This is a genomic window from Pseudocitrobacter sp. 2023LY-00077 (assembly GCF_055796175.1).
The window spans coordinates 86,810-103,777 of record NZ_JBSPEI010000001.1; the positions used below are offsets into that span (position 1 = coordinate 86,810).

A 16,968-nucleotide genomic window follows, 5' to 3' on the forward strand; every position below is an offset into this window, starting at 1 on the left:
CAGAGAATATAATGATGCAGGATTTGCGTCTGATATTAATCATTGTTGGCGCGATCGCCATACTCGCTCTTCTGGTTCATGGTTTCTGGACCAGCCGTAAAGAGCGCTCGTCAATGTTCCGCGATCGCCCACTAAAACGCATGAAGTCTCGTGAAGACGACGAGTCTGATGATGGCTTCGATGATAGTGATGAAGGCGTGGGCGAAGTTCGTGTCCACAAGGTCAATCACGCCCCGGGCGTAGCAGGGGAGCATGACGCACCTCATCAGGCGCCTTCGCACCAGTACCAGCCCCCTTATGAGCGTCAGGTACAACAGCCTGTGCGCCACGAGGAGCCAGCCCGGCCATCCGCACCGCAGCCTCAACAGCCGCGCGTGCAGCAACCGTCTGTCCAGCCGCCGCATGCGCAGCCACAGCCGGTTCATCAGCCACAACCTCATTCGCAGCCGCAGCCTGTTGCCGCACCTCAGCCGGTGCAGCCCGCCGCGCCGCAGCCTCAACCGGTTGCTCCGCCACAGCCTGCCGCGCCAGAACCTCAGGCCGCGCAACCTGCGCCAGCCGCTGTACAGCAGCCAGAGCCTAAGCCGGTTGAAGAAGCGCCTGCGAAGCCTGAGCGTAAAGAGACGGTCATCGTAATGAACGTCTCCGCACACCAGGGCACCGAAATCAACGGCGAGCTGCTGCTGAACAGTATTCAGCAGGCCGGGTTCAAATTTGGCGATATGAATATTTTCCATCGCCACTTAAGCCCTGACGGCAGCGGCCCTGCGCTTTTCAGCCTGGCGAATATGCTGAAACCCGGCACCTTCGACCCTGAAAATATGGCTGATATGGCTACGCCAGGCATCACTATCTTTATGCAGGTACCGGCTTACGGTGATGCACTGCAAAACTTCAAGCTGATGTTGCAATCGGCACAGTACATTGCCGATGAAGTGGGCGGTGTGGTGCTGGACGATCAACGTCGGATGATGACGCCGCAGAAGCTGCGCGAATACCAGGACCGCATCCGCGACGTGCTGGAATCGAACGCCTGATAACGGCTGGCGTTTTATCAACTCTCCCTGAACCCCCGCCTGTCGGGGGTTTTTTATCATTGATGGTGTGATATGGAACCGATCGAACAACAACTGAATGAACTGCGAACCACGCTTCGCCATCATGAATATCTCTACCACGTTATGGATGCGCCGGAACTGCCGGACGCCGAGTACGATCGCCTGATGCGCGAACTGCGCGAGCTTGAGGCGCAACATCCCGAACTGATTACGCCAGATTCGCCGACGCAACGCGTGGGCGCATCGCCGCTGGCCGCGTTCAGCCAGGTGCGTCACGAAGTGCCTATGCTGTCGCTGGATAACGTGTTTGATGAAGAGAGCTTCCTTGCCTTTAACAAGCGCGTGCAGGATCGACTGAAAAGCAGCGACGCGCTGGTCTATTGCTGTGAGCTGAAGCTGGATGGCCTGGCGGTGAGTATTCTTTATGAAAACGGCGTCATGGTGCAGGCGGCGACGCGCGGCGACGGTACCACCGGGGAAGATATCACCGCTAACGTGCGCACCATTCGCGCGATCCCGTTAAAACTGCGCGGAGACAATATCCCGGCGCGCCTCGAAGTGCGTGGCGAAGTGTTCCTGCCGCAGGCGGGGTTTGAAAAAATCAATGATGACGCGCGACGTACCGGCGGCAAATTATTTGCCAACCCGCGTAATGCGGCAGCGGGTTCGCTGCGTCAGCTTGACCCACGTATTACGGCGAAGCGACCACTTACTTTCTTCTGCTACGGCGTTGGTATTCTGGAGGGCGGCGAACTGCCCGCCAGCCATATGGGGCGTCTGCAACAGTTTAAAGCCTGGGGTTTACCGGTGAGCGATCGCGTAAAACGCTGCAACTCCCCGGAGGAAGTGCTCGCTTACTATCACAAGGTTGAAGAAGACCGCCCAACGCTCGGTTTTGATATCGATGGCGTGGTGATTAAAGTCGACTCGCTGGCATTGCAGGAACAACTGGGCTTTGTCGCGCGTGCCCCACGCTGGGCCGTGGCTTTTAAATTCCCGGCGCAGGAACAAATGACCTTTGTGCGCGACGTAGAATTCCAGGTGGGTCGTACCGGGGCAATCACCCCGGTTGCACGCCTTGAACCGGTGCAGGTCGCGGGCGTGCTGGTGAGCAATGCCACGCTGCATAATGCCGATGAAATCGAACGTCTTGGGTTACGTATTGGCGATAAAGTGGTGATTCGCCGCGCCGGGGATGTTATCCCGCAGGTGGTGAATGTGGTGCTCTCTGAGCGCCCGGAAGAGACGCAGGAAATTGTGTTCCCGACCCATTGCCCGGTTTGTCAGTCTGACGTCGAGCGTGTGGAAGGCGAAGCGGTGGCGCGCTGTACCGGCGGTCTGATTTGCGGGGCGCAGCGTAAAGAGTCGCTGAAGCACTTTGTCTCCCGCCGCGCGCTGGATGTTGACGGCATGGGCGATAAAATCATCGACCAGTTGGTGGAAAAAGAGTACGTCCATACGCCTGCCGATCTGTTCACGTTAACCGCAGGCAAGCTGACCGGGCTCGATCGCATGGGGCCGAAATCGGCGCAAAATGTGGTCAACGCGCTGGAAAAAGCGAAAAACACCACCTTTGCACGCTTCCTCTACGCACTCGGTATCCGCGAAGTGGGTGAAGCCACGGCGGCTGGCCTGGCGGGCTATTTCGGCACCCTTGAGGCGCTGGAAGCCGCATCGATTGAAGAGCTGCAAAAAGTGCCGGATGTCGGCATTGTGGTTGCCACGCATGTCTTTAACTTCTTTGCTGAAGAGAGCAATCGTGAAGTTATCCAGCAGTTGCTGAAAGAGGGCGTGAACTGGCCTGCGGCGGTGGCTATCAATGCTGAAGACATCGACAGCCCGTTTGCCGGGAAAACGGTTGTTCTGACCGGCAGCCTGAGCCAGATGTCGCGCGATGATGCAAAGGCGCGTTTGGTGGAACTTGGCGCAAAAGTTGCGGGAAGCGTGTCGAAGAAAACCGACCTGGTCATCGCCGGAGAGGCTGCGGGTTCTAAGCTTGCGAAAGCGCAGGAGCTGGGGATTGAGGTGATTGATGAAGCCGAGATGCTACGGCTGTTAGGCGTCTGATATGGATAAGGCGCAGCTCATTGAAATCGCCAATACGGAAATGCCGTTTGGTAAATATAAGGGACGTCGGTTGATTGACGTCCCGGAAGAGTATCTGCTCTGGTTTGCCCGTAAGGATCAATTTCCTGCCGGGCATCTGGGCGAGCTGATGGCCTTAACGCTGCTGATTAAAACCGAGGGGCTGACCCAGTTGGTGCAGCCCCTGAAGCGTTAAGCGTCGGATGTCCTGGCCGCGCGGGCCTGCTCTTCGGCCTGCAATTTTTCTGCCTGCTGTTTGTAGCGACGCGCCAGTACCGCGCACACCATCAACTGGATTTGATGGAATATCATCAGCGGCAGTACCATCATGCCGATAACCGATGTCGGGAACAGGATGTTCGCCATCGGTATCCCGTTCGCCAGGCTTTTCTTCGAGCCGCAGAAAACAATCGTGATTTCATCCGCTTTATTAAAGCCTGCTTTACGTGCGACCAGTACGTTCACGGCAATCACAATCGCCAGCAGGATAATGCTCACTACCACGATAAACAGCAGCGAACCCAGCCCCACTTTGTGCCAGATACCGTTCACCACCGCTTCGCTGAATGCCGAGTAAACCACTAACAGAATGGAGGTCTGGTCGGTTTTGCCAATCCACTTTTTATGCTTCGCGACAAATGCGCCGGTCCACGGGCGAGAAAGATGTCCAAGCACGAATGGCAACAGCAGTTGCAGCATGATTTTGCCGACCTGCTCAAGGCTGCCTTCCGCGCCGTGCATGTTCATCAGCAACCCAACCAGCAACGGCGACAGGAAGATCCCCAGCAGGCTGGACGCTGACGCAGAACAGACCGCTGCCGCAACGTTCCCGCCCGCAAGCGATGTAAATGCGATCGCTGACTGTACCGTTGCCGGCAGAATACACAGATAGAGAAAACCGGTATACAGCGCCGGGTCCACCGCCACCGGCGACCACCACACCAGCAGCACGCCCAGCACCGGGAAGAGAATAAAGGTGCTACACATCACCCACAGATGCAATCGCCAGTGGCTGCCCCCGGCAATAATCGCTTCGCGAGACAATTTTGCACCGTGCATAAAGAACAGTAGCGCAATCGCGGCGGTGGTCAGATGTTCAAAAAAAGGCACAAACTCACCGCGAGCCGGGAAGAATGAGGCCAGCAGGACCACGGTAATGAGCGTCAGCGTAAACGGATCAAGAATACGAAAAAGTTTCATAAAGACTCCTGAAAATCGATGGCGCTATTGTGCTTCTTTCATTTTGAGAAATAAAATTGATTTATTGCATCCATTCATGAAGAAAATATATGAATTACTCGCTAAAGCAATTAAAGGTTTTCGTCACGGTGGCGCAGGAGAAAAGTTTCAGCCGTGCGGGAGAGCGTATCGGCCTGAGCCAGTCGGCGGTAAGTCACAGCGTGAAGGAGCTGGAGCATCATACCGGCGTTCGTTTGCTGGACAGAACGACGCGCGAAGTGGTGCTCACTGAGGCAGGGCAACAGCTGGCTTTGCGTCTGGAGCGACTGCTGGATGAACTGAACAGCACCCTGCGCGACGCCGGGCGTATGGGACAACAGCTGAGTGGCAAAGTCCGCGTTGCTGCCAGCCAGACCATTTCCGCGCATCTTATTCCGCAATGCATTGCCGAAAGTCATCGCCGCTATCCGGATATTCAGTTTGTCCTGCACGATCGTCCGCAGCAGTGGGTAATGGAGAGCATTCGTCAGGGCGATGTGGATTTTGGCATCGTCATCGATCCAGGTGCAGTGGGCGATCTGCAGTGTGAAGCGATTCTTTCCGAGCCGTTTTTCCTGCTTTGTCATCGCGAGCATCCACTGGCAGCCCATGATTATGTGCCCTGGCAGGCGCTACAGGGGGCAAAACTGGTGTTACAGGATTACGCTTCGGGCAGCCGGCCGTTGATTGATGCCGCACTGGCGCGCAACGGTATTCAGGCGGATATCGTGCAGGAGATTGGCCACCCGGCGACGCTGTTCCCGATGGTGGCTGCCGGTATCGGCATCAGCATTCTTCCGGCGCTGGCGCTGCCGTTACCCGAGGGCAGCCCGCTGGTGGTGAAGCGTATCACGCCGGTGGTGGAACGCCAGCTGATGCTGGCTCGCAGGAAAAACCGGTCGCTTTCAACTGCCGCGGAAGCATTATGGGACGTGGTGCGTGATGAAGGCTGTGCCTTAATGGCGGGGCGCGAAGGTAATCCGTTGTATCGGATTTAGAGCGCATAATTTCTGCCGGACGCGCCGGCAGAAAAAGGATCAGAAGTTAAATTTGATGGAGTAGATTATCGCATCCTGATAAAAATCTTCGCCCAGTTTGTCATCCGCATAACGGTACTGAATCCCTGTGGTGATGTGTGATGTTGCATTCCACCATAGCGCAACTGCGCCGTTCAGCCCCTCTTTGCCGCCATTACCCGCTGCATAGGTAGCATCACGGTCAAACTCGTACTCGTTCCAGTTGGTGAGAGTGAATTTCTCGCTGCCCAGTGTAAAACTGTAACCCGCAACCCAACCGGCTACGTAGCCGTTATCACCCGTGTAATAGGTTTGGTCCGTATAGCGTTTGGCAAAGAAAGGCTTGAACCACCAACCGTTGCCGGTGAAGTTGTAGCCAAAACCGTACAGGAACATATCGTCGTGGAAATTTACCCGATTTGCCGAGCCGTAGGTGCCATACGCGTGCAGGTAGAGGTTAAATCCGCTATCCCCGAGATAAATGCGGTTGGTATTTTTAAAGGTATAGCGCTGCTCACTTCCTGGTTTATCGTGACGACCGTTATAAAAGTTTTCCCAATCAAAGAAACCGTAGGTTTCTCCCCAGCTAAAATTAGCGCCGCCTTCCAGTTCGAGATAACCAAAATCATCTTTATGCGATTTGGTTGAGGATTTTTCCGTTGTCCGGCTGGACCAGTCAAGGTAATGAAAACCGATATCTGCGAACCCACCTTTAAATTCTGCGTGGGAGATTACGGGTACGGCTAATAAAGAAGAGATAGTCAGAGTTAAAAGATGTCTTTTCATAGCATATATCCCTATGCCGATCGTTATTAGTAGAGTGCTTAATAAACGTGATTTATTAAAACGGCATATTGTTAATGCAGATGGGGAAAGGGCGCCAATACTGTTTTCCCTGCAGATTGATAGTGAAAAGATATAAATATATCGATATCGAATGACTATTGATTTTGCGTGAAAAGTGTATTGGTCAGGGCGGTGACGATCTCGCTATAAAAAGGCGTCATCTTTTACCCTACAGAAGAAGGATTCTTATGCATCAGGCTCATTTTTCTCATAACCCTATGTATTGCGTGGATATCATTCGCGCGTATAAACCAGACTTCACACCCCGTGTGGCATTTATTTTAGGTTCCGGGCTGGGGGCGCTGGCGGACCAGATTGAGAACGCCGTTGCCATTTCTTACGAAAAATTGCCGGGCTTTCCGGTAAGTACCGTCCACGGACATGCGGGCGAGTTGGTACTGGGGCATCTTCAGGGGGTACCGGTTGCCTGTATGAAAGGTCGCGGGCATTTCTATGAAGGGCGCGGGATGACCATCATGACCGACGCGATTCGTACCTTTAAGCTTCTGGGTTGCGAACTGTTGTTCTGCACCAATGCTGCGGGCTCGCTTCGTCCTGAAGTCGGCGCCGGCAGCCTGGTCGCACTAAAAGATCATATTAATACTATGCCGGGTACGCCAATGACGGGCCCCAACGATGAACGCTTCGGCGAACGCTTTTTCTCGCTGGCTAACGCTTACGACGCGGACTATCGCGCGATGTTGCAACAGGTGGCCAGTGAGGAAGGTTTTCCGCTGACTGAAGGCGTGTTTGTCTCCTATCCGGGGCCAAATTTCGAAACGGCGGCGGAAATTCGCATGATGCAGATTATCGGCGGCGATGTCGTGGGGATGTCCGTTGTGCCGGAGGTGATTTCTGCGCGCCATTGCGAACTGAAAGTTGTTGCCGTATCGGCTATCACCAACATGGCGGAAGGTTTGAGCGACGTCAAACTCTCTCATGCCCAAACGCTGGCGGCGGCCGAACTCTCACGGCAGAACTTCATCAATCTTATCTGCGGCTTTCTGCGCAAAATTGCCTGATTAAAACAACAAGAAACGGCCTCCGCGTGAGGCCATATGATGCGATAAGGAAACGATTATGAGCATCGCCATGCGCTTAAAGGTAATGTCCTTTTTGCAATATTTTATCTGGGGGAGCTGGCTGGTTACCCTCGGTTCTTACATGATTAATACCCTCCATTTTACTGGCGCAAACGTCGGGATGGTCTATAGCTCAAAAGGGATCGCCGCAATCATTATGCCGGGTGTTATGGGCATCATTGCGGATAAATGGCTGCGTGCGGAACGGGCCTATATGCTGTGCCATCTGGTATGCGCAGGTGTGCTGTTTTACGCGGCAGCTGTCAGCGATCCGGATACGATGTTCTGGGTGATGTTGGTAAACGCGATGGCGTTTATGCCGACGATTGCCTTATCGAATAGCGTGTCCTATTCCTGCCTCGCGCAGGCGGGGCTCGATCCCGTCACCGCGTTTCCGCCTATTCGGGTTTATGGCACGGTGGGGTTCATCATTGCGATGTGGACGGTAAGTCTACTGCATCTGGAACTGAGCAGCTTGCAGCTCTACATTGCGTCCGGTGCGTCTCTGCTGCTGTCGGCTTACGCGCTAACGTTGCCTAAAATTCCGGTTGCTGAGAAAAAATCGACATCCTCTCTTGCCAGCAAGCTGGGGCTGGATGCCTTTGTGTTGTTCAAAAATCCACGCATGGCTATCTTCTTTCTGTTCGCCATGATGCTGGGCGCGGTGCTGCAAATAACCAACGTTTTTGGCAACCCGTTCCTGCATGATTTTGCCCGCAATCCGGAATTTGCAGACAGTTTTGTGGTGAAGTATCCCTCTATTTTGCTGTCGGTATCGCAAATGGCGGAAGTGGGTTTCATTCTGACTATTCCGTTCTTTTTAAAACGTTTTGGTATCAAAACAGTCATGTTGATGAGCATGATTGCCTGGACGCTGCGTTTTGGATTTTTTGCTTACGGCGATCCCTCGCCAACCGGTTTTATCCTGCTTCTGTTGTCGATGATCGTCTACGGCTGCGCGTTTGACTTCTTCAACATTTCTGGCTCTGTGTTTGTCGAACAGGAGGTTGATTCCAGCATTCGTGCCAGTGCTCAGGGGCTGTTTATGACCATGGTGAACGGGGTAGGGGCATGGGTAGGATCCATTCTGAGCGGGATGGCGGTAGATTACTTCTCGGTAGATGGCGTGAAGGATTGGCATACTATTTGGCTGGTATTTGCTGCATATGCATTATTGCTGGCCATTATTTTTTCCATCGGTTTTAAATATAAGCACCAGCCCGATAAGGTCAGTGCTTCCGTTATACATTAGTCGTTGTCCGCAGGCCCCGCTGTGGGCCTGCTTTTATAATGAAGGATATTGAGTGAAAGAAATATTATTCTCTTCCGGTGTGGGTTTAGGTCTTGGGGTGTTTTTTACGTTGTTACGATTACCCATTCCGGTCCCGAATGTTTTACCCGGTATTTTATCTATAGTGTTTATGTATATTGGTTATCAGGTGGTGCAGTTTTTTATTTCCTGACGAGTATGGTACGCTCAGGTTAATTTTCAGACTCCTTCGGGCTCTCATTATGGAACGTGTTTACCGTACAGATTTAAAGCTGTTACGTTATTTTCTCGCCGTTGCTGAAGAGCTCCATTTTGGACGGGCTGCGGCCCGTCTGAATATGTCGCAACCTCCACTCAGTATTCATATTAAAGAGCTGGAAAACCAACTGGGTACGCTGCTCTTTGTTCGCCATTCACGCAGCGTGGCGCTCACGCATGCCGGAAAAATATTAATGGAAGAGTCGCGCAGACTACTGGCAAATGCCAATCAGGTATTAGCGCGGGTGGAACAGATTGGTCGAGGAGAAGCAGGGCGGATTGAACTCGGCGTTGTGGGAACGGCAATGTGGGGAAGGATGCGGCCGACAATGCGTCGATTTTTGAAGGATAATCCGAACGTTGAGGTTCTTTTTCGCGAAAAGATGCCCGCCATGCAAATGGCGCTCCTGGAACGTCGTGAACTTGATGCGGGCATCTGGCGGATGGCGACTGAATTGCCGCAGGGATTCACCAGTAAACGTTTACATGAATCGGCATTTTTGGTGGCGATGCCGGAAGAGCATCATCTCGCCGGTTATACCTCAGTACCTCTGGCTGCGCTTCGCGATGAATATTTTGTCACGATGCCGCCTGTTCATACCGACTGGGCTTTTCTACAGCGAGTCTGCCAACAGGCCGGATTTACCCCGATCATCGTGCGCGAAGTCAATGAGCCGCAAACGGTATTGGCGATGATCAGCATGGGGATTGGTATCACGTTGATAGCGGACAGCTATGCGCAAATGAACTGGCCCGGCGTGGTTTTTCGACCTCTTAAAGAGCGTATACCGGCAGATTTGTATATTGTTTATGAAACACAGCAGGTTACGTCAGCGTTGGTGAAGCTGCTGGCGGCGTTGACGCAGTAGGTGAGAATGTGGGGTAGCACACGATAAGATTCGTGCCGTACTGTAGGCCTGATAAGCGAAGCGCCATCAGGCAATTTTGCAAACCGCAGATAGCAAAAAAGCGCCTTTAGGGCGCTTTTTTACATTGGTGGGTCGTGCAGGATTCGAACCTGCGACCAATTGATTAAAAGTCAACTGCTCTACCAACTGAGCTAACGACCCGAAGTGGTGGGTGATGACGGGATCGAACCGCCGACCCCCTCCTTGTAAGGGAGGTGCTCTCCCAGCTGAGCTAATCACCCACTTCGGTACTTCACATTTTTGCAAGAAATCCAGCTGGCGAGAAAGTGGTGGGTGATGACGGGATCGAACCGCCGACCCCCTCCTTGTAAGGGAGGTGCTCTCCCAGCTGAGCTAATCACCCACTTCTCAATTTCTTGCTACACGGCGGAGACTACATAAAGTAGTTGGTGGGTGATGACGGGATCGAACCGCCGACCCCCTCCTTGTAAGGGAGGTGCTCTCCCAGCTGAGCTAATCACCCCCGCTGTGTGGAGTCGCATTATAGGGAGAGTTGAAAATGAGTCAACGCATTTTCTAAAGAATTTGTTTGTTCGTCGTAAAATTAAACAATGCGGTGGGGTTTTATGCGCTCATGCATGATTTCTATACAAAAACGACTAACTTTGACCGTGATGAGGGATGAAGATTGAGGAATCAGCCAGGAGTGATAGAATATTGCCCTTCTCAGTTCCAGGTTTTGCCGGTTGTCGGCATCTTTAATAAACGTAAGGCCATTTAATGAAAATCAAAACTCGCTTCGCGCCCAGCCCGACAGGCTATCTGCACGTCGGCGGTGCTCGTACTGCTCTTTACTCCTGGCTTTTTGCACGTAATCACGACGGTGAGTTTGTGCTGCGTATTGAAGACACCGATCTCGAGCGCTCCACGCCGGAAGCTATTGAAGCCATTATGGATGGTATGAACTGGCTGAATCTGGAATGGGACGAAGGTCCGTACTATCAGACTAAACGTTTCGATCGCTACAACACGGTTATCGACGAAATGCTGGAAGCGGGCACGGCGTATAAATGCTACTGCTCCAAAGAACGTCTGGAAGCGCTGCGTGAAGAGCAGATGGCGAACGGCGAAAAGCCGCGTTATGACGGCCGTTGCCGCCACAGCCATGAACATCATGCTGACGATGAGCCGTGCGTGGTACGTTTCGCGAACCCGCAGGAAGGTTCGGTTATCTTTGATGACCAGATCCGCGGCCCGATCGAATTCAGTAACCAGGAGCTGGACGATCTGATCATCCGCCGTACCGATGGCTCTCCAACCTACAACTTCTGCGTTGTGGTGGACGACTGGGATATGGAAATCACCCACGTGATCCGTGGTGAAGACCATATCAACAACACGCCGCGTCAGATCAACATCCTGAAAGCGCTGAATGCACCGGTGCCGGTTTACGCACACGTATCGATGATCAACGGTGATGACGGTAAAAAACTCTCTAAACGTCACGGCGCAGTAAGTGTGATGCAGTATCGTGATGATGGCTACCTGCCGGAAGCGCTGCTGAACTATCTGGTGCGTTTAGGTTGGTCTCACGGCGATCAGGAAATCTTCACCCGTGAAGAGATGATCAAATTCTTCGCGCTGAACGCCGTAAGTAAATCAGCCAGCGCCTTCAACACTGAAAAACTGCAGTGGCTGAACCATCACTACATCAACAATCTGCCTGCTGAATATGTTGCAACGCATCTGCAGTGGCATATTGAGCAGGAAAATATCGACACCCGCATGGGTCCACAGCTGTCTGAGCTGGTGAAACTGCTGGGCGAGCGTTGCAAAACGCTGAAAGAGATGGCGCAGAGCTGTCGTTACTTCTATGAAGATTTCGCTGAGTTCGACGCGGATGCGGCGAAAAAACACCTGCGTCCGGTAGCGCGTCAGCCGCTGGAAGTAGTGCGCGATAAACTGTCTGCTATCACCGACTGGACGGCAGAAAATGTTCACCACGCAATTCAGGCGACCGCCGATGAGCTGGAAGTGGGCATGGGTAAAGTGGGGATGCCACTGCGCGTAGCCGTAACGGGTGCGGGTCAATCGCCCGCGCTGGACGTGACCGTTCACGCGATTGGTAAAAACCGTAGCATCGAGCGCATCAACAAAGCGCTGGGCTTTATTGCTGAGCGCGAAAGCCAGCAGTAATAAAAAACGGGCGAAAGCCCGTTTTTTTACGCCTGTGTTTCGCTCAACCCAAGCCGCGACATAAACCCACATATGCCTTCACGACGCAGTAAAACATTCAGCTTTTCCATCTCATCTGGCGTCATCACCTGTAAGGTGTCGCTGATCTGCTGCCAGATAACGTCCGCTTCGTTAGTCGAGTAGCTTTTCGCCGGTTCATTCATTTGCGCGTCGGCTTCATCAACGTGGAGCAGGGCAGGCGTATTCGCCAGAAAGTCTCTCACCTGCTGCGTGATGTGTATCAACCTTGCCCGGCCACCTTTCACGCCCGGCATCGGCTCGGTTTGCCAGTGTTGTTCGCGGATCCAGCGGTTGATGGTCTGACGCGTCATTCCCAGACAGCGCGCCAGCTCTTCGGTAGACATTTTATCTTTGAGTCTTTTCATCACGATTATGCGCCACGGATACCCAAACGTTGCAGCAGGCCGCTGATCCCTTCACGCAACAGTAAAGAGGTTAACTGTCGCTGCTCTTCAAGCGTCATTTCCTGCGCCAGATTCAGCAACAGGCCGTGAAACGCATTGTCATTCACACTCTGCGTGGTGTAAGTCGCGGTGGTGTCGGATGCGCGTTGCGCGCTATAGATAAATTCCCTGACCTGATCGTTAATATGGACCAGACGGGCCTTTCCTCCCTGGACGCCGGGACGGGGCGAGGTTTGCCATCCTTCCTTGCGCACCCATTTATTAACGGTTTGTCGGCTGTAGCCAGTCAGGTGGGCGATTTCTTCCGGTGTCATTCGTTCCTTGAGCATGCTATTTCCTGAATCGCAGTGTGGGAATTACGAGTTCATGTTATAGCATCCTTTTATTAGAAAGCGTGACAGGTTTAACTTCTCTCTGCGAGCGTGCTCGGAATGTTATTCATCTGTCTGCTTTTTCAGCGATTAGCTTGCCACACAGCATTTTGCCGTTGACACCTCGCAATGGAATTCATATTATGCCGCCCGTCAACACGACACGCTTTACGTTGGGGCTATAGCTCAGCTGGGAGAGCGCTTGCATGGCATGCAAGAGGTCAGCGGTTCGATCCCGCTTAGCTCCACCAAATCCTGCTCCCATCAGGTTTGGAACGTAAAAGCACCGTTGGGGCTATAGCTCAGCTGGGAGAGCGCTTGCATGGCATGCAAGAGGTCAGCGGTTCGATCCCGCTTAGCTCCACCAAATTCAAACCCTCGCCTGTGGCGGGGGTTTTTTGTTTGTCTATACTGTTCCTAAACCAGCCGCAACAATATTCGTATTCCGCCTTGTTTAGTCGGAATTTCCTCCTTTAGCACCTTGATTCGCTCGAATAATGCCCATAGTATCAGTCTGGGTTATAGGTGTACCGACAAGGATGCAGTTCTGAATACTAATGAGATTTAATACAGATATTTTGTCGCGCAAGTTTTTTGTAGCATTAGCTCTCTCTTTAATCGCAATTCCCTTTGCTCGCTTTGTCTCGCCTAAAGCCGTTATTGATGGTACTGAAGCTTATCTTGCCTGGTTACCGCTTAGCGCAGCGTTTGCTATCGTTCTCCTGTTCGGTCGTCATGCCGTTATTCCTTTGATCATAAGTTTTTTTGTGGTCAATAATTTCGTCGTTAATCTCACGCTTTTCCAGGCTGTCGTCTTACTCACCTGTCAGTTGCTGGGCGTGCTGATTTCATCGGTGATGTTGCGCTGGAGCGTTGGCCGACGGTGGCGGTACGGATTACCCAGCCACCATATGGGCGCAGTCGTCTTCTGGATTGGCTTTGTCGCGCCGGCGATCATCAAAGGCATCATGTACCTGGTTGGCCACTACCTTGATTTTCCGGTAAGCGTCTCCAGCTACTTTGGCACCCATTCGTTGGTTTATGGCGTTGTAGATGTGCAAAGTCTCATTTGTGCGTCCCTGATATTTACGCCGCTTTTCTATTATCCAATGCGGATGATCCTTAACCCGCGCTACGCCAGAGCCTTCTGGCGTCGTCATGTGGTCGCTTGCCTGACGTCGCAGAATCGAACTTTTGTGCTGTATTGGATTCTCGGGCTGGTCGTTTTGTTAACCGTACTGTGTTCGCCTTATGAGACGGAGTACATTGCCGGTTATCTGGTGCCGATTATCTTTATCCTGTTCTTCTCAGGAATCAGCCGCTTAAGCGGCGTACTTATCGTTCTGATTTGGTCTGTGTCAGCATTCCTGCTGGTGCTGAATAACAAGCATTTCCTGTTTGGGGTGCTGAGTGCCTACTCGGTTGCTTTTGTTTTGTCCGTGTTGATCTCGTTCACGATTTGTATTCTGTATATGGTACAGATTTACGCGCGAGGCGAAGCGTTGAAGCGTAAATGGCACGATCAGGCGCTGATCGATCCATTAACCGGCCTGCCGAATTTGCGCGAGTTTGAGTCGTGGTTAAAGGAGAACCAGCAGGCAACGGTGTGCTGTCTGCGCATCGATAATCTTGAGTTCTTAAGCCGTCACTACGGCATGATGATGCGTATTCACTGTAAGCGTGCGATCACCCGAAATTTACAACCGTTGCTGACGAGTGATGAAAAACTCTTTCAGATCCCCGGCAATGAACTGCTGCTGGTGCTGACCGGCCCGGAGACCGAAGCGCGCCTGACGCACATTGTTGAGTTCCTGAATAATCACAAGATTAGCTGGAATAACAATGTAATCGACCTGGAATTTGGCGCGTCCTGGGGCGTCATTGACGGCAAAGAGGAAAACCAGCTGCACCATACGCTGGGGCAACTGAGCTGGCTCTCTGAACAGGCGTGCAGCTCGCACCAGGTGCTGGCGCTGGATAGCCGGGAAGAGGCCATTTCCGGCTTCACGACCGAGCGCGTCATGATGCTAAACCGGGTTAAACGCGCGCTGGCGCATGGCGGTATTCTTCTCTATGCGCAACCTATCGTTGATAAAAACGGCCAGGGCTACCATGAGATTCTGAGCCGCCTGCAGTGCGACGGCGAGCTGATTACACCGGATAAATTTATCCCGATTATCACCCAGTTTAACCTGAGCTACCGCTTTGATATGCAGGTAGTGGAAACGCTGCTGAGCAAGATGAAGCACTATCCGGGGCATCGTTTTTCAATCAATCTGATGCCGTTTACCCTGATGCAGAAAGGCGCGGCGGATGAAATTATTCGGCTGCTGAAACGCTATCGGGTAACGCCCGGGGCTATTACCATCGAGGTTACGGAAGAGCAGGCGTTCTCAGACTCGGAAAACAGTCTGCATAATATTCGCCAGCTCAGCGCCTATGGCTGTCTGATTGCCATTGATGACTTTGGTACCGGGTACGCTAACTATGAGCGCCTCAAGCGTCTGGAAGCGGATATCGTCAAGATTGACGGTTGCTTTGTGCGCGATATCGTCAGCGACAAGATGGATCAGCTGATCGTGAAGTCGATTTGCGACATGGCGAAAGTGAAGAGTCTGACGCTGGTGGCTGAGTACGTCGAAACGCAGGAACAGAAAGAGAAGTTATTCGAGCTGGGTGTGGATTATCTGCAAGGCTATTTGCTGGGTAAACCTGAGCCGCTCAGTGAACTGAAGAAATAAAAAACGGGACGATTATCGTCCCGTTTTTTTACGTCTTGTAGACGCAGCCTGGCGTTACAGCACCAGCGCCGCGATAGACGCAGACAGCACGCTCACCAGCGTAGAACCGTAAACCAGTTTCAGGCCGAAGCGAGAAACCACGTTACCTTGCTCTTCGTTCAGGCCTTTAATCGCCCCGGCGATGATACCGATAGAAGAGAAGTTCGCGAAGGAAACCAGGAACACGGAGATGATACCGACTGCGCGCGGAGAGAGCGTAGACGCCACTTTCTGCAGGTCCATCATCGCGACGAATTCGTTAGAGACCAGTTTGGTCGCCATGATACTGCCTACCTGCAGCGCTTCGCTGGCCGGTACACCCATCACCCATGCAATCGGGTAGAAGATGTAGCCCAGGATGCCCTGGAAGGAAATACCCAGAACGGCAGCAAACAGGGCGTTCAGACCTGCAATCAGCGCGATAAAGCCAATCAGCATCGCCGCAACGATAATCGCTACTTTGAAACCAGCCAGAATGTATTCACCCAGCATTTCGAAGAAGCTCTGACCTTCGTGCAGGTTAGACATCTGGATGTTTTCTTCGCTGGCATCAACGCGGTATGGGTTGATGATAGAGAGGACGATAAAGGTGCTGAACATGTTCAGAACCAGCGCCGCCACCACATATTTCGGGTCCAGCATTGTCATGTAAGCACCGACGATAGACATCGACACGGTAGACATTGCCGTTGCCGCCATGGTGTACATGCGGTTGCGGGACATTTTGCCGAGAATATCTTTATAGGCGATAAAGTTCTCAGACTGACCCAGAATCAGCGAGCTCACGGCGTTGAACGATTCCAGTTTGCCCATGCCGTTGACTTTGGAGAGCACGAAACCAATCGCCCGGATAACAATCGGCAGCACGCGAATGTGTTGCAGAATACCGATAAGCGCAGAGATGAAGACGATAGGGCACAGAACTTTCAGGAAGAAGAATGCCAGGCCTTGATCGTTCATGCTACCGAAGACGAAGTTGGTGCCTTCGTTGGCGAATCCGAGCAGTTTTTCGAACATTTCGGAAAAGCCTTTCACGAAGCCCAGACCGACGTTGGAGTTCAGGAAGAACCATGCCAGTAAGACTTCAATGACAAGTAATTGAATTACATAACGAATTCGAATTTTTTTGCGGTCATGGCTGACCAGCAACGCTAAAATCGCCACAACGCCAAGCGCCAGGACGAAATGAAGAACGCGGTCCATATTTGCTCCAAATATGAGGCAGGTTTAATTTTCTTGCACATTCTATGTAACGTAACTAAATAAAACGAGATCAAAGTCGCACTATATTCAGAACCTGTGAGCAATCTCAAAAAGAGTGATCGAACATACATTTTTATTATGTTAAGTAAATGTGTTTAAAGATTGTATAATGTACTAACCTCACAATAAGCGTATACCAAACCTTCCCAACCTCCAGCCCGACTATCGGTTTCGGCTATCAGAGCAATCATT

At 52.3% G+C, this 16,968-nt stretch carries 15 protein-coding genes and 6 tRNA genes; 12 read left to right on the forward strand and 9 right to left on the reverse strand.

Going from position 1 to position 16,968, the window contains the following annotated elements; genetic code table 11:
• Nucleotides 1–11: 11 nt before the first annotated feature.
• The 3 genes from zipA (at nucleotide 12) to ACWWFX_RS00435 (ending at nucleotide 3,339) form a co-directional block, all read left to right on the forward strand.
• Complete coding sequence (zipA, locus tag ACWWFX_RS00425; RefSeq protein WP_276219546.1) at nucleotides 12–1,037, forward strand: cell division protein ZipA; 1,026 nt, start codon at nucleotides 12–14, stop codon at nucleotides 1,035–1,037.
• Between the two features lie 72 nt (nucleotides 1,038–1,109).
• A complete protein-coding gene (gene ligA, locus ACWWFX_RS00430) occupies nucleotides 1,110–3,125 on the forward strand; it encodes an NAD-dependent DNA ligase LigA (RefSeq protein WP_473222944.1) in 2,016 nt (671 codons plus the stop codon).
• A 1-nt stretch (nucleotide 3,126) separates the two neighbouring features.
• Entirely contained in the window at nucleotides 3,127–3,339 is a 213-nt protein-coding gene (locus tag ACWWFX_RS00435) for a DUF3820 family protein (RefSeq protein ID WP_015963519.1), read from the forward strand.
• On the opposite strand, the gene ACWWFX_RS00440 is transcribed toward ACWWFX_RS00435, so the two are convergent.
• Nucleotides 3,336–4,343: a bile acid:sodium symporter family protein gene (locus tag ACWWFX_RS00440; protein WP_473222945.1), complete on the reverse strand. Its 1,008-nt coding sequence runs from the start codon at nucleotides 4,341–4,343 to the stop codon at nucleotides 3,336–3,338. The two genes, ACWWFX_RS00435 and ACWWFX_RS00440, sit on opposite strands and share 4 nt — an antisense overlap.
• Nucleotides 4,344–4,432: 89 nt before the next feature.
• On the opposite strand from ACWWFX_RS00440, the gene ACWWFX_RS00445 reads away from it, so the two are divergent.
• On the forward strand, nucleotides 4,433–5,359 hold the full coding sequence (locus ACWWFX_RS00445) for a LysR family transcriptional regulator (protein WP_456146155.1): 927 nt from the start codon (nucleotides 4,433–4,435) through the stop codon (nucleotides 5,357–5,359).
• Between the two features lie 39 nt (nucleotides 5,360–5,398).
• Here ACWWFX_RS00445 and ACWWFX_RS00450 read toward each other — a convergent pair whose 3' ends face one another.
• Nucleotides 5,399–6,163, reverse strand: a complete 765-nt coding sequence (locus tag ACWWFX_RS00450) for a nucleoside-specific channel-forming Tsx family protein (RefSeq protein ID WP_473222946.1) — start codon at nucleotides 6,161–6,163, stop codon at nucleotides 5,399–5,401.
• A 248-nt stretch (nucleotides 6,164–6,411) separates the two neighbouring features.
• Here ACWWFX_RS00450 and xapA point away from each other — a divergent pair, with 248 nt between their 5' ends.
• Genes xapA through ACWWFX_RS00470 form a run of 4 tightly spaced genes read left to right on the forward strand, consistent with a single transcriptional unit; the run spans nucleotide 6,412 to nucleotide 9,702 of the window.
• The gene (gene xapA, locus ACWWFX_RS00455; RefSeq protein WP_473222947.1) at nucleotides 6,412–7,245 is read left to right on the forward strand and encodes a xanthosine phosphorylase; all 834 of its coding nucleotides are present in this window, start codon (nucleotides 6,412–6,414) and stop codon (nucleotides 7,243–7,245) included.
• 58 nt (nucleotides 7,246–7,303) lie between these two features.
• Nucleotides 7,304–8,557, forward strand: a complete 1,254-nt coding sequence (xapB, locus tag ACWWFX_RS00460) for a xanthosine/proton symporter XapB (protein ID WP_276219558.1) — start codon at nucleotides 7,304–7,306, stop codon at nucleotides 8,555–8,557.
• A gap of 52 nt (nucleotides 8,558–8,609) precedes the next feature.
• On the forward strand, nucleotides 8,610–8,768 hold the full coding sequence (locus tag ACWWFX_RS00465; RefSeq protein ID WP_276219560.1) for a XapX domain-containing protein: 159 nt from the start codon (nucleotides 8,610–8,612) through the stop codon (nucleotides 8,766–8,768).
• Nucleotides 8,769–8,817: 49 nt separating this feature from the next.
• Complete coding sequence (locus ACWWFX_RS00470; protein ID WP_276219562.1) at nucleotides 8,818–9,702, forward strand: LysR family transcriptional regulator; 885 nt, start codon at nucleotides 8,818–8,820, stop codon at nucleotides 9,700–9,702.
• 125 nt (nucleotides 9,703–9,827) lie between these two features.
• Here ACWWFX_RS00470 and ACWWFX_RS00475 read toward each other — a convergent pair.
• From ACWWFX_RS00475 to ACWWFX_RS00490, 4 genes are all read right to left on the reverse strand, one after another.
• Nucleotides 9,828–9,903: transfer RNA gene (locus ACWWFX_RS00475), tRNA-Lys, on the reverse strand.
• 4 nt (nucleotides 9,904–9,907) lie between these two features.
• Nucleotides 9,908–9,983 (reverse strand) — tRNA-Val (locus tag ACWWFX_RS00480).
• A gap of 46 nt (nucleotides 9,984–10,029) precedes the next feature.
• A tRNA-Val gene (locus tag ACWWFX_RS00485) sits at nucleotides 10,030–10,105 on the reverse strand.
• Between the two features lie 44 nt (nucleotides 10,106–10,149).
• A tRNA-Val gene (locus ACWWFX_RS00490) sits at nucleotides 10,150–10,225 on the reverse strand.
• 257 nt (nucleotides 10,226–10,482) lie between these two features.
• Between ACWWFX_RS00490 and gltX the strand changes: the two genes are divergently transcribed.
• Nucleotides 10,483–11,898: a glutamate--tRNA ligase gene (gltX, locus tag ACWWFX_RS00495; protein WP_473222948.1), complete on the forward strand. Its 1,416-nt coding sequence runs from the start codon at nucleotides 10,483–10,485 to the stop codon at nucleotides 11,896–11,898.
• A 26-nt stretch (nucleotides 11,899–11,924) separates the two neighbouring features.
• On the opposite strand, the gene ACWWFX_RS00500 is transcribed toward gltX, so the two are convergent.
• Together ACWWFX_RS00500 and ACWWFX_RS00505 are read right to left on the reverse strand one after the other, a co-directional pair.
• The gene (locus tag ACWWFX_RS00500) at nucleotides 11,925–12,323 is read right to left on the reverse strand and encodes a YfeC-like transcriptional regulator (protein WP_276219566.1); all 399 of its coding nucleotides are present in this window, start codon (nucleotides 12,321–12,323) and stop codon (nucleotides 11,925–11,927) included.
• 5 nt (nucleotides 12,324–12,328) lie between these two features.
• On the reverse strand, nucleotides 12,329–12,691 hold the full coding sequence (locus ACWWFX_RS00505; RefSeq protein WP_015963529.1) for a YfeC-like transcriptional regulator: 363 nt from the start codon (nucleotides 12,689–12,691) through the stop codon (nucleotides 12,329–12,331).
• Nucleotides 12,692–12,908: 217 nt separating this feature from the next.
• On the opposite strand from ACWWFX_RS00505, the gene ACWWFX_RS00510 reads away from it, so the two are divergent.
• The 3 genes from ACWWFX_RS00510 to ACWWFX_RS00520 all read left to right on the forward strand — a co-directional run bounded on the left by ACWWFX_RS00510 (nucleotide 12,909) and on the right by ACWWFX_RS00520 (nucleotide 15,474).
• A tRNA-Ala gene (locus ACWWFX_RS00510) sits at nucleotides 12,909–12,984 on the forward strand.
• Nucleotides 12,985–13,024: 40 nt separating this feature from the next.
• Nucleotides 13,025–13,100, forward strand: a tRNA-Ala gene (locus tag ACWWFX_RS00515).
• Nucleotides 13,101–13,290: 190 nt separating this feature from the next.
• Complete coding sequence (locus ACWWFX_RS00520) at nucleotides 13,291–15,474, forward strand: sensor domain-containing phosphodiesterase (protein WP_473222949.1); 2,184 nt, start codon at nucleotides 13,291–13,293, stop codon at nucleotides 15,472–15,474.
• Between the two features lie 54 nt (nucleotides 15,475–15,528).
• Here the strand turns inward: ACWWFX_RS00520 and nupC are convergent, their stop codons facing one another.
• Nucleotides 15,529–16,716 carry a nucleoside permease NupC gene (gene nupC, locus ACWWFX_RS00525; protein ID WP_276219570.1) on the reverse strand — a complete coding sequence of 396 codons (1,188 nt, stop codon included), beginning with the start codon at nucleotides 16,714–16,716 and terminating at the stop codon, nucleotides 15,529–15,531.
• Between the last annotated feature and the right edge of the window lie 252 nt (nucleotides 16,717–16,968).